The 11,616-nt window shown below is 44.3% G+C and carries 11 protein-coding genes; 7 read left to right on the forward strand and 4 right to left on the reverse strand.

The window, feature by feature from the left end; genetic code table 11:
* The 3 genes from F6J94_RS21295 to F6J94_RS21305 form a co-directional block, all read right to left on the reverse strand.
* The coding region (locus tag F6J94_RS21295; RefSeq protein ID WP_293043947.1) for a glycosyltransferase family 2 protein at positions 1-480 on the reverse strand (480 nt) is incomplete at its 3' end.
* Positions 481-632: 152 nt separating this feature from the next.
* Positions 633-1,382 carry an ABC transporter ATP-binding protein gene (locus F6J94_RS21300; protein ID WP_293043949.1) on the reverse strand — a complete coding sequence of 250 codons (750 nt, stop codon included), beginning with the start codon at positions 1,380-1,382 and terminating at the stop codon, positions 633-635.
* Entirely contained in the window at positions 1,383-2,189 is an 807-nt protein-coding gene (locus F6J94_RS21305; protein ID WP_293020438.1) for an ABC transporter permease, read from the reverse strand.
* 288 nt (positions 2,190-2,477) lie between these two features.
* Here F6J94_RS21305 and F6J94_RS21310 point away from each other — a divergent pair, with 288 nt between their 5' ends.
* From F6J94_RS21310 to F6J94_RS21340, 7 genes are all read left to right on the forward strand, one after another.
* Entirely contained in the window at positions 2,478-4,166 is a 1,689-nt protein-coding gene (locus F6J94_RS21310) for a capsule biosynthesis protein (protein WP_293020437.1), read from the forward strand.
* A 662-nt stretch (positions 4,167-4,828) separates the two neighbouring features.
* Positions 4,829-5,800, forward strand: a complete 972-nt coding sequence (locus F6J94_RS21315) for a glycosyltransferase (RefSeq protein ID WP_293043951.1) — start codon at positions 4,829-4,831, stop codon at positions 5,798-5,800.
* A gap of 27 nt (positions 5,801-5,827) precedes the next feature.
* Positions 5,828-6,592 carry an FkbM family methyltransferase gene (locus F6J94_RS21320; RefSeq protein WP_293043953.1) on the forward strand — a complete coding sequence of 255 codons (765 nt, stop codon included), beginning with the start codon at positions 5,828-5,830 and terminating at the stop codon, positions 6,590-6,592.
* Positions 6,593-6,832: 240 nt separating this feature from the next.
* Complete coding sequence (locus F6J94_RS21325) at positions 6,833-7,771, forward strand: glycosyltransferase (RefSeq protein ID WP_293043955.1); 939 nt, start codon at positions 6,833-6,835, stop codon at positions 7,769-7,771.
* Positions 7,772-8,070: 299 nt separating this feature from the next.
* On the forward strand, positions 8,071-9,144 hold the full coding sequence (locus F6J94_RS21330) for an N-acetylneuraminate synthase family protein (RefSeq protein ID WP_293043957.1): 1,074 nt from the start codon (positions 8,071-8,073) through the stop codon (positions 9,142-9,144).
* Between the two features lie 15 nt (positions 9,145-9,159).
* On the forward strand, positions 9,160-9,966 hold the full coding sequence (locus F6J94_RS21335; protein ID WP_293043959.1) for an SDR family oxidoreductase: 807 nt from the start codon (positions 9,160-9,162) through the stop codon (positions 9,964-9,966).
* 46 nt (positions 9,967-10,012) lie between these two features.
* Positions 10,013-11,485 carry an aldehyde dehydrogenase family protein gene (locus F6J94_RS21340; RefSeq protein WP_293043961.1) on the forward strand — a complete coding sequence of 491 codons (1,473 nt, stop codon included), beginning with the start codon at positions 10,013-10,015 and terminating at the stop codon, positions 11,483-11,485.
* Here the strand turns inward: F6J94_RS21340 and F6J94_RS21345 are convergent.
* Complete coding sequence (locus tag F6J94_RS21345) at positions 11,460-11,582, reverse strand: hypothetical protein (protein WP_293043963.1); 123 nt, start codon at positions 11,580-11,582, stop codon at positions 11,460-11,462. The two genes, F6J94_RS21340 and F6J94_RS21345, sit on opposite strands and share 26 nt — an antisense overlap.
* Between the last annotated feature and the right edge of the window lie 34 nt (positions 11,583-11,616).

Consider the following 11,616-nt stretch of genomic DNA (forward strand, 5'->3'; position numbering starts at 1 on the left):
TGAGAAAAATAAGTTAGCTCTGGAGAAGCTGGCTTGGTGAGGCAAACATCCACAAATCAGTTCATCAGCTACGTCTTCAGCCATGGGAGGCTTGACTACAATGGTAGATCCAGATTGCTCTCTAACCTCTAGGTCTCCATACACAAAATCACAGGAGGGATTTGCCAACAGGAAGTTAACGGTATCTTCGATAACTTGATCATCAAGATAATAGTCATCTGAATTAATAAAACCAATAAACTCACCAGACGAGTACCTAATTCCCTTATTCATGGCTTCATAGATACCGCCATCAGGTTCGCTAATAAATCGGCTAATCTGATCACTATATTTATGAGCAATCTCCTTAGTTTTGTCTTGGGAGTTGCCATCAATAATAATGTACTCTATATCCTCATAGGTCTGAGAGACGACACTCTTGATCGCTCGCTCTATAAATCGCTCAGCATTTTTACATACAGTTATAATTGAAATCCTCACACGTCCTCCTCGGAATTATCACTATCAGGGTGATAATACTGGTTTTACAGGTTTAACTATAGGGTTTAACTATATTCCAACTGCTCAGATTACCATCTTTCATTTACCTTGAGCTTTTAAGGTTTGTTTAAAACTTTTAACTTTTTTTAAGGTTAAACCACTTGGTTGACACTATTCAAGTAAGAATCGACTACTTCATTGCTTTCTCCCGCTAACTTTATCCTGCCTTTGTCTAACCAAATCACCCGCTTGCAGTAATGACGCACAAAGGATAAATCATGGGAGACCACTAAAACAGTGGCATGAGCCTCCCAAAATCTTTCCATGCGTCGCTGGCACTTAATTCTAAAACTTTGATCCCCTACGGATAACACTTCATCTAAAATTAAAATATCTGGCTGTACATCAGTGGCAATGGCAAAGCCTAGCCGCGCTGACATCCCTGAGGATAATCCCTTCACTGGCATTAACTTGTAGTCTTGTAGCTCAGCAAACTCCAAAATCGATGGGGTTCTCTGTTTCATCTCTTGTTTAGAGAAACCTAGCATCACCCCATAGAGTTTGATGTTATCCACTACGGAAAGTTCGGGATCGAATCCAGCTCCTAGTTCAATCATCGGAGCGATTTCACCTCTTATCCATACCTGACCCCCTGTCGGCTGTAAGATTCCACAGATAACTTTAAGTAGGGTTGATTTCCCTGAACCATTCGGTCCAATGATGCCGATTTTTTCCCCAGGTTTTACTGCTAGATCAATATCATCAAGGACTAAATTCCTGGAAGGTTTGCGGTATTTTCCCTCCAAAAATGATATTATAGTTTTTTTGAGGTCATAGGAAAACTCTTCTTGGGTTCTTCGCCACAATGAAACCCGATCGAGTCTAATAACTTCTTCTGTCATCTATAACAAATCCATGAAGTGAGGCTGCCAAACTCGAAAGCAAGTCCAGCCTAAGGATACAATTACTATGGCACTTAGGCATGAGTGTCCAATTAACCCTACATTTGGCAAACCTCCTGACAAAGAAATCTGTCGAATGCTTTCAATAATCGGCAATAAAGGATTTAAAAACAAAAAGGGTCTAACCGCCTCTGGGACAATTGCTGCTGGATAAAAGACTGGAGAGCTAATCCAGATCACAAAGCATACTAATTCATAGAAATAAGGTAAATCCCTAAAGAAAACATAGAGAACACTGACGAGAAACCCGATGCCGATACTAACCAAAATTAAGGCGATTAACGGAAGACTCAACGCTAGCAAATTGACTACACTTTTTGAAGTAAGCAACGTGACAATAGCTAGGAGAGGAAAGCTGCCAACAGCTAACTGAAACACATTAGCAGCAATGGTTGAAACCGGAAAGACACTTATTGGTAAACGAACTTTATTCAACAGGGCACCATTGCCAACTACACTGACTAATGCTTGGTTGGTTGAAGCGGAGAAAAAGTTAGTCACAAGCAACCCAGTAAAAGCAGCCAGAATATAGTTAATGGTTGAGTTGTCATAATAGGAGGCAAAGGTAGCACCGAAAATTGCTGTATATAGTCCTGTCATAATCAAAGGATTTAACAAAGACCAATATACTCCCAGAAGCGATCCTCGATAACGTCCCTTCAGATTTCGCTCTGTTAATATATACAGCAACTCCCAATAGCGCTGGAATTGCCACCGTGCGGTGTTAGCCTTGAGGGATAAGGTCATAATTTATACACCGAAGATATAGAACCGAAGATATAGAACCGAATATATATATAGGGATTCAAGTTAGCCTCCCCACTGGTTCTTAGATGCGCATTTTTAGAACCATAACATATACTGCGAATAAATTCGCCCTGTCGTGTTCCCACCCCGCACTTTTGGTTACGGCGCGTTCGCTTCCGGAGCGCACCCGTTCTGTTTCGGTTTGTATATTATTATCATAGTTTAGGGAAATTTGTCGAGTAGGAACTTGGTATAATCCCTTGAGAAGTAAGTATCTGACTTGATTATATGTCTCTGACTAGTGCTGACGAACTAGAGCCAAGTCCCTTACTTTCTTGGCAACTAGGGCAAAGTAACTTGTTAGATTGGCGACCTGTTATCGAAACTAACCCCTCCCTCTGGAGAGAAGCCAAGCAACGGTCTCACCAGGGACCTCAGGTGCTAATGGCAACTACCGTAGGGGGATTAGCGCCACTGTCACTACCAGAAAGTCTACTAGCAGTAGCCCTTACCCTCAGAGGAGCAGAGGTTCATACTCTCCTGTGTGACCATTCTCTGCCTGCCTGCCTCAATCTTCAAAAACTGGATACACCTCAAGAAAGGATTGAAAACTATGATTTAGAAACGATCAAGTGCCAAAACTGTTTCGCAACCGGTGGTTATCTTTATCAACCGTTGCATTTGACGAACCATGTCTTTAGTGAACTGCTCACTGGGCTTGATAGGCAAGAAGCCAAACAAATTGCAGCACACGTAAGGCTATCAGAGATTGAAAACTATTGCCTGGGCAACTGGAATATAGGTGAACATGCCTATGCTGGGGCGTTGCGCTATTTTACCAGTGGGAATCTAGATAACGAACCCAAGAGTGAAATCGTGGTGCGTCGATATTTTGAAGGGGCTTTGCTGACTGCGTATGCTATCAGTAAGCTACTGTCTAAGTATAATTTTAAGGCTGCTTGCTTCAATCATGGCATCTACTTACCTCATGGCATCATTGGTGAGGTGTGTCGCTCACGCCAAGTGCGGGTGGTTAACTGGGCTATTGCCTATCGTAAGCGTTGCTTTATTTTTAGCCACGGAGACACTTATCATCACACTATGCTCAGTGAGCCTCTCCATGGCTGGGAAACCATGCCTTGGACTGAGGCAATGACAGATGACATCCTACAGTATTTGAAAAGTCGATGGCAGGGCACTCGGGATTGGATTTGGTTTCATGAAAAACCTGATGAAGAATTTAGCCGAAATGCTGAGGAGATGGGGCTTGACCTGAACCAGCCAGTGATTGGGATGCTCACTAATGTAATGTGGGATGCCCAGTTGCACTATCGTGGCTTAGCTTTCCCCAATATGCTAACGTGGGTACTCCAAACGATTGAGTATTTTGCTAAACGTCCTGACTTACAACTGCTGATTCGGATTCATCCGGCAGAGATTCGGGGAACGTTGCCTTCTCGCCAACCTTTGTTGCCAGAAATCAAGAAGGTCTGGTCTCAATTGCCTAAAAATATTTTCATCATTCCTCCAGAAAGTCCTGTGAGTACCTACGCAGCGATGGAGCAGTGCGATTCGGTGATTATTTATGGGACAAAAACTGGAGTAGAGTTGACCAGTGTAGGCATTCCGGTGATCGTTGGTGGTGAAGCTTGGATCCGAGATAAGGGAATTACTATGGATCCCTCTACCGCAGAGGAGTATTTCCAGTGCTTGGATCAGCTACCCCTTGGTGAACGGTTGGATGCCAATGCCCTTAAACGAGCCAGGATGTACGCCTACCATTTCTTTTTCAGACGGATGATTCCCCTACAATTTACCGAACCCATATCTGAAAATCCTTACGTGAAGCTGAATATTACTAGCCTAGAGCAATTACTTCCTGGTGCAGATCCAGGTTTGGATATTATCTGTGATGGAATCTTGTCTGGTTCTCCTTTTATCTATCCAGCGGAACGGTTGGGAATTGATCGCGTCTAGATTGGTGGAACCGGCATCAGGCGTGGAACGGGCATCTTGCCCGTGATCAATTTCCGCCATCTGTGGAACGGGCATCTTGCCCGTGATCAATATCCGGCATCAGGGGTGGAACGGGCATCTTGCCCGTGATCAATTTCCGGCATCAGGGGTGGAACGGGCATCTTGCCCGTGATCAATTTCCGCCATCTGTGGAACGGGCATCTTGCCCGTGATCAATTTCCGGCATCAGGGGTGGAACGGGCATCTTGCCCGTGATCAATTTCCGCCATCTGTGGAACGGGCATCTTGCCCGTGATCAATATCCGGCATCAGGGGTGGAACGGGCATCTTGCCCGTGATCAATTTCCGGACGGACTATCCCAACCAGGCGCGAAGAGGCGGAAAATCAGGGCGAGCCTTTTGGTGGTGCGTTACGGGGCTACTGGCTACGACGTTGAATATGATGGCAAGGCGCGCCCCTAACGCACCCTACGCACTGCTTCCTGCTCCCTTTGATAATCTAAAAATTTTTAGATTTATCTATCCATAGGGATTTACTATTATAACATAAAAAATGGGATAGTTTGATATCATTATCCCCGAGGGTGACACTATAACGGCCAAATCAGGTTAAGCTCAATAGCTTGGTGATGGCTCCATACAGGTGTGTTCAGGAGTGCCTTATGAACTATATCAAAATTCTGGCTAAGCCTTTTCGTCAAGTCAAAAAGTTTTATCACAGCTCATTGACTCAGTATCCTACCCAACTAGCTAATCCAGGACTAGCTAATCCAGGACAATTGAGTCGTTTGAAGATATTAAAGTCTTTAGCTAAACCGGTAATTAGCTCTGACAAAACGTGCATGGTCTCGGTGGTGATAGGGAGTTATAACCGTAGACCTTTACTGGAAAAAGCGATTCAAAGTGTTCGAGATAATCAGATTCGCGTTCCCTATGAAATCATTGTGATTGACGGGGGGTCAACGGATGGCTCTTTAGAATGGCTAATTCAGCAGAAAGATATTATTACTATCATCCAACATAACCGAGGGGAATTCCAAGGGAAGCCTCTCAAGCGTCGCAGTTGGGGGTATTTTATGAATCTTGGCTTTAAATCAGCTAAAGGGAAATATATTTTGATGATCAGTGATGATTGTCTGCTATTACCAAATGCGGTTAATTTAGGGCTGGATAAGTTTGAAGAGGTGGAAAAAGCTGGCCTCAAAATAGGGGGAGTAGCTTTCTATTTTCGGAATTGGCCAGAGGATAAAGAATACTATGTACAACATACCCTTGGTGGCAAGCTGTTTGTTAATCATGGTATGTACTTAAAAGAAGCGCTAGCAGCAGTTGACTGGGCGGATGAAGAGCGATATATCTTTTATAAAGCTGATGGGGATCTCTGTTTAAAGATGTGGGAGCTTAATTATGAGATTGTAGATTGTCCAGGGGCTTATGTTGAACATTATTATGATCGCAATGAAGCGGTTCGCCAGACTAACAATGCTGTTTTAGACCATGACCGAGAGGCTTACTTGCAGCGATGGGAAGGAATTTATTATCATCGATATAAGCGGGATCTCCGGAGACGAGTAACTAGGTTCTATGAGGACAAAACTAGAACAGCAGACCAGTTTATGAACTTAGTTTATTAAGTTGTCGAGGAGTAAATAAATAAATAAATGGCTTCGGTGAAACAGGAAATTAGCCGGTTGGTAAATCGTCTGTTAGCGTCCATGAATTTAAAGTTGCTAAGGCTTTCAGACTACAAACAAATTGTGGAAGCGAGTCCGGACCCAGGACGGGATATATGGCGATGGGTTCGTGAAACCTATTCGATTAAGACGGTGATTGATATTGGAGCAAATAATGGGGATTTTGCAGAATTTTTAGCCTGTTACTTCAATGCTAAACAGACCTATGTATTTGAACCATTGCCATCTTATCTATCAGACTTAGAAGGAAAAGCGGCTAAGATTCCTAATCTAAAAATTTTTAATGTGGCTTTGTCGGATTATGAAGGAGAAGAGTTATTCTATGAGAATTCATACGGGCCAGCTTCTTCGATGTTACGCATAAGCGAACTATGTAAGAAGGAATTTCCACAGACATCAGGAGAAAGTGAAATTAAAGTAAAGGTTTGCCCCCTGGATGACCTATTACAGTCAGAATTAGAGTCTGATCAATTGGAGAGAGATGTTTTTATAAAAATTGATGTCCAAGGGGTTGAAGATAAAGTGATTAAGGGAGGAAAAAAGCTATTTTCCCTAGGGCGATGTGTTCTGGTAGAAATGTCATTTGTTCCCCTGTATAAGGAACAACCATTGTTTGAAGAGGTACATGACTGTTTGGTAGAGTTAGGTTACCGATTTGCGGGAATTAAAAATCAAATTAATTCTATAAAGTCTGGACAGCCATTATTCTGCCATTGTTTGTATGTCCGTTAGGGTTGTTTAAGCTATCAGTTATCAGCTATCAGCTATCAGCTATCAGCTATCAGTTATCAGTTATCAGCTATCAGCTATCAGCTATCAGTTAGCAGTTATCAGTTATCAGCTATAAGCTTATGGGTTAGGTCACAGGCTGGAAGCCTGTGCCACAACTGACCACTGACCACTGACCGCTGAATGCTGATAGCTGAATGCTTACGTTAATTTTTAAGAGTGAAGGTGAGGAGTGAAGGAACCATGAAACTTTCTGTTGTTGTTGGTACCTATAATCGATTGAGTCTTCTGAAGCAATGTATTACTAGTATTCTTGAACAAACATCAACCCCTACAAAAATTTATGTAACTGATGCGGGGTCTGATGATGGCACTATTGAGTACTTAAATGCGATCGCATCGGAAAATCCACAGGTGATTCCGGTTTTGGTGGGCGAAAAGCTTGGTCAAGCTAAAGCCTATAATGATGTGTTCAGACTGGTAGATACTCCCTATGTGTGTTGGGTCAGTGATGATAATGTAATCGTTAACCAGGGTCTAGATACGGCGGTAAAAATACTTGAGGAAAAGCCGAAGATCGGGATGGTAGCTCTGAAAGTAAGGGATAAACAAGGCCCCTTCGTGAGTGCCCCTTACATCGGTGGTGTTTCAGTAGTTGGTGTATTAAATGTTAACCAAGGTGTGCTGAGAACTTCAGTATTAAAACAGGTGGGTGGATTCTGTGAAGTATTTCGAGATTATGGGATTGATCCGGATTTGACCACGAAAGTTTTATTTTCAGGGCATGATATCGTTTATACTAAAAAAATTGCTATTCATCATTACCGGAATTGGAGTTCGGATCCTAATTCTCCAGAATATGCCCAAATGATGGAGAGGCAAAAGCAGTATAAAGCCCTTTATGCGGAACGGTACTCAAAGTATGCTAAAGCAGGTTGGTTATGGCAACTGAAAAAGTATCTTTGGGCATTGTTTCGTAAAGGTATCGGGTTTGATCAACACTACAATTCAGACCAACCGATCTTCTGGAATCTCATCCCTCGGGATTGGCACAATATCATGACCAGTCGGTATATTAGTATCACTGATCCGATGACTACTCAAGGTAAAAGTTATCACTTAATTCAACATTGTCCAGGATATCTACGACCGAGATCATTTCAAGTCGAGCCGTTATCCTGATAGCTATCAGCGGTAAGCTATCAGCGGTAAGCTATCAGCGGTAAGCTATCAGCTATCAGCTTAAGCGCTACGCGCACGCTACGCGAACAGTTATCAGCTAATGCACTAAATCACAGGCTAGAAGCCTGTGCCACGCTACTTGAGGTGCTATCAGTTATCAGCTAAAGGCTGACGGCTGACGGCTGACGGCTAAATGCTGAGAAAAAGATAAATACGTATTGAAATCCTAGCTAATTAATGGTAAACCATTGGACAGTGGTGAAAAACCGATAGGAATTTATTGGTTGTAGGAGTGTAAAATGTCCCGAAGACTGACTATTAATGGCTTTGAAATTAATGATGATAGCGATTGCTTTGTAATTGCTGAAATTGGGAATAACCATCAAGGTAGCTTGGAAAAGTGTAAAGAAATGTTCCGGATTGCTAAGGAATGCGGAGCGAATGCGGTAAAGTTACAAAAACGAGACAATCGTACGCTTTACACTAAAGCTGCTTTTGACAGACCTTATGACCATGAAAATAGTTTTGGTTTGACCTACGGTGAGCATCGGGAGTTTCTAGAATTTGGTGCTTACGAATATCAGGAACTGAAAAAGTATGCTGAAGAAGTAGGGATTACGTTTTTCTCTACTGCTTTTGATATTCCGAGTGCGGACTTTTTGGGTGAGTTGGATATGCCAGCCTATAAGATCGCTTCTGGAGACCTTAAGAGCTTGTCCCTAATTAAACATGTTGCCCAATTCCAGAAGCCGATGATCGTTAGCACCGGTGCAGCTACTTTAGAAGATGTGCAACGGGTTTACGATGCGATCATGCCGATTAATCCCCAGTTGTGTATCCTCCAATGTACGGCAAGCTATCCAGCGGACTTTGAAGAACTTGACCTGAAGGTGATCGAAACTTATCGGGAACTGTTCGGTGATATTGTGATTGGTCTATCTAGCCATGATAACGGTATCGCTATGGCAGTGGCGGCTTATGTTCTCGGGGCTCGTGTGATTGAGAAACACTTTACCCTGAACCGGGCGATGAAAGGAACAGACCATGCTTTCTCGTTAGAACCGACAGGGTTGCGCAAGATGGTAAGAGACCTCAGACGCACTCGCCAAGCCTTTGGGGATGGGGTGAAGAAAGTACACCTGAATGAACGTCCTGCTTACTTCAAGATGGGGAAAAAACTGGTGGCTGCGGATAATTTACCTGCAGGACATGTTTTAAGGCCAGAGGATATCGCGATGAAATCCCCAGGGGATGGTTTACCCCCCTATGAATTGGACAATGTGATTGGTAAAGTCTTAACCAAACCCCTAAGGGTGGATGAGTCGATTACGTTGGCTGGGTTGGTGGAAAATGTTGAACAGGTTGCTGTGTAGGGTGTTGTTGGCTTTGTGAACTATTTTGACCTCTCTGGCAAAATCGCTATTGTGACTGGAGTCTTAGGTAAACTTGGACCGGTGTGGAGTCGGGCATTACTGGATGCTGGCGCAACGGTTGTGGGGATAGACCTACCATTGGCTCAGGTGCCAAGCTCCTTTGAGACACTTCAAGGGCATTATCCCAAGACTCGTTTGTGTTTGGAGCGGGGTGATATATGCGATCGCACTGCCATGACCGCAATCCGCGATCGCATCCTGACTGACATGGGCATTCCTGCCGTGATTGTCAACAATGCTGGGATTGACCAACCTCCTGGTCCAGTGAAAACCTATAGCTTGGACGAGATCCCCCTAGAGATTTGCCGCAAGGTGTTTGAGGTGAATGTCTTGGGAGCATTCCAGGTGACCCAAGTCTTCGGTAGCCCGATGGTGGAAGCTAGACGAGGTTCAATCATTAATATCGGTTCGTTGTATGGGAGCGTATCTCCCGATGCCCGGTTTTATGAGCATCTGGAGTGCGACCCTCCTTTTTTGAAACCCCCTGCCTATGGGGCATCGAAGGCAGCACTGGTGAATTTAACCCGGTACTTTGCTACCCACTGGGGACCCTTTGGTGTCCGGGTTAATGCCCTTTCTCCGGGAGGAGTATTGGGTGGACAGGATGAGGAATTCAAAGGTCAATTTTGCGATCGCGTTCCTCTAGGACGGATGGCCGAGTTTGAGGATTTACTTGGCCCATTAGTGTTTCTGGCATCCGATGCCTCTGCCTATGTCACAGGTATCGAACTCCGAGTCGATGGCGGTTTTACCGTGTGGTAGATTAGACTGGTTCCCTACTCCCTGTTCCCTCAAGGGGTAAAAAATAATGGCACAAGACTATTTACCGAGCCAAGTCTTGAACTGGATTGATGGTCAACAAGTAGCAGCAGTCACAGGAGAATGGTTTGATAAGCTAGACCCCACTAATGGTCAAGTGCTATGTCAGGTGGCTCGCTCAAGAGCAGCAGATATTGAGCAAGCGGTAAGGTCAGCTAAACAGGCTCAACCGGCTTGGGCTGATACTCCCCCGGTACAACGGGGTGCTATCTTACACGAGATTGTCCTGGGGATGAAAGCCCGTCAGGAGGAGATTGCCAAGATAGTAGCAGCAGAAACCGGTAAGTCCTATGGTTCAGCTTATGGAGAAACTGGCGGTGCGATCGCATTAGGATTATTCTACGCTAGTGAAGGACAACGGTTGTATGGTCGCACCACTACCAGCGGTGTGGTTAATAAATATGCCATGACTGTGCGTCAACCTCTGGGAGTCGCTGGATTAATTATTGCGGCCAATACTCCCATTGCTAATGTAGCCTGGAAAATCTTTCCAGCACTGGTTTGTGGCAATAGCGCTGTATTAAAAGTAGCAGAAGACACTCCCGCCACGGCTTGGATAGTTGGACAAATTGCTCAAGAGGCTGGGTTACCCCCTGGTGTACTCAATATTATTCAGGGATATGGTGAAGAAGCGGGCGCTCCCTTGGTTGCTCATAATGATGTCGCTGTGGTTAGCTTTACCGGGTCCACAGAAGTAGGACGAATTGTGCAACGGGTAGCTGGGGAACGCTTTGGCAGGGTATCCCTGGAATTGGGGGGTAAGAATCCCTTGGTTGTGTGTGATGATGCGGATTTGAACAATGCCATCAAGTGGACCTTACTCTCAGTGTTCAGTAATGCTGGTCAACGTTGTGCTTCTGCTAGTCGGATTATTGTCTTTGACAGCATTTATGATCAATTCCGTGACCAATTAGTAGAGAAAACTAAGGAATTAAAATTAGGTCCGACTGATCAGGATGACCTTGGTCCAGTGATTAATGAGCAACAGTTGACTAACATGATTGCAGCGGTGAAACAGGCACAGCAAGCAGGAGCAACGGTGTTGGTGGGAGGCGATCGCTTAAAGGACCCTGACCATGCTACTGGTTTCTATATGGCACCGACCCTGCTAGAGAATGTAGACCCCCACGCAGAAATTTCTCAATGTGAATTATTTGGTCCGATTGCTAGTCTCTATCGGGTCAAAGACTTTAAGGAAGCTCTTGCTCTTGCCAACGATTCTCCCTATGGCTTAACTGCTTCGATTCACACTCGCAACATCCACCGTGCAGTACGGTTTTGTGAAAAAGTCCAAACTGGCGTAGCTGTAGTGAATGCGGGTACCTATGGCAGTGAACCCCATATGCCCTTTGGTGGACTCAAGCAATCCGGTAATGGTACCCGTGAACCAGGCACAGAAGCCTTGGATGTCTATTCTGAGTTGAAGGATATCTATATTAATATTGATCCTGAGCAATTTTGATCGTAAGGGAGTAGGGAGTAGGGAGTAGGGAGTAGTTGATGTAGGGTGGGCAGTGCTTATCAAAGCTACTACAGGCTTGGAAATTTATATTACGCACTGCCCACCCTACGATTATTTTTATTTACTGTTGA

Origin of the sequence: Moorena sp. SIO1F2, assembly GCF_010672755.1 — a bacterium.
Classification (GTDB): Bacteria; Cyanobacteriota; Cyanobacteriia; order Cyanobacteriales; family Coleofasciculaceae; genus Moorena.

Coding starts and splice junctions, on each gene's coding strand:
- F6J94_RS21310 (WP_293020437.1), top strand. CDS start 2,478: ATGTCTCTGACTAGTGCTGACGAACTAGAGCCAAGTCCCTTACTTTCT.
- F6J94_RS21305 (WP_293020438.1), bottom strand. CDS start 2,189: ATGACCTTATCCCTCAAGGCTAACACCGCACGGTGGCAATTCCAGCGC.
- F6J94_RS21325 (WP_293043955.1), top strand. CDS start 6,833: ATGAAACTTTCTGTTGTTGTTGGTACCTATAATCGATTGAGTCTTCTG.
- F6J94_RS21320 (WP_293043953.1), top strand. CDS start 5,828: ATGGCTTCGGTGAAACAGGAAATTAGCCGGTTGGTAAATCGTCTGTTA.
- F6J94_RS21330 (WP_293043957.1), top strand. CDS start 8,071: ATGTCCCGAAGACTGACTATTAATGGCTTTGAAATTAATGATGATAGC.
- F6J94_RS21300 (WP_293043949.1), bottom strand. CDS start 1,382: ATGACAGAAGAAGTTATTAGACTCGATCGGGTTTCATTGTGGCGAAGA.
- F6J94_RS21340 (WP_293043961.1), top strand. CDS start 10,013: ATGGCACAAGACTATTTACCGAGCCAAGTCTTGAACTGGATTGATGGT.
- F6J94_RS21315 (WP_293043951.1), top strand. CDS start 4,829: ATGAACTATATCAAAATTCTGGCTAAGCCTTTTCGTCAAGTCAAAAAG.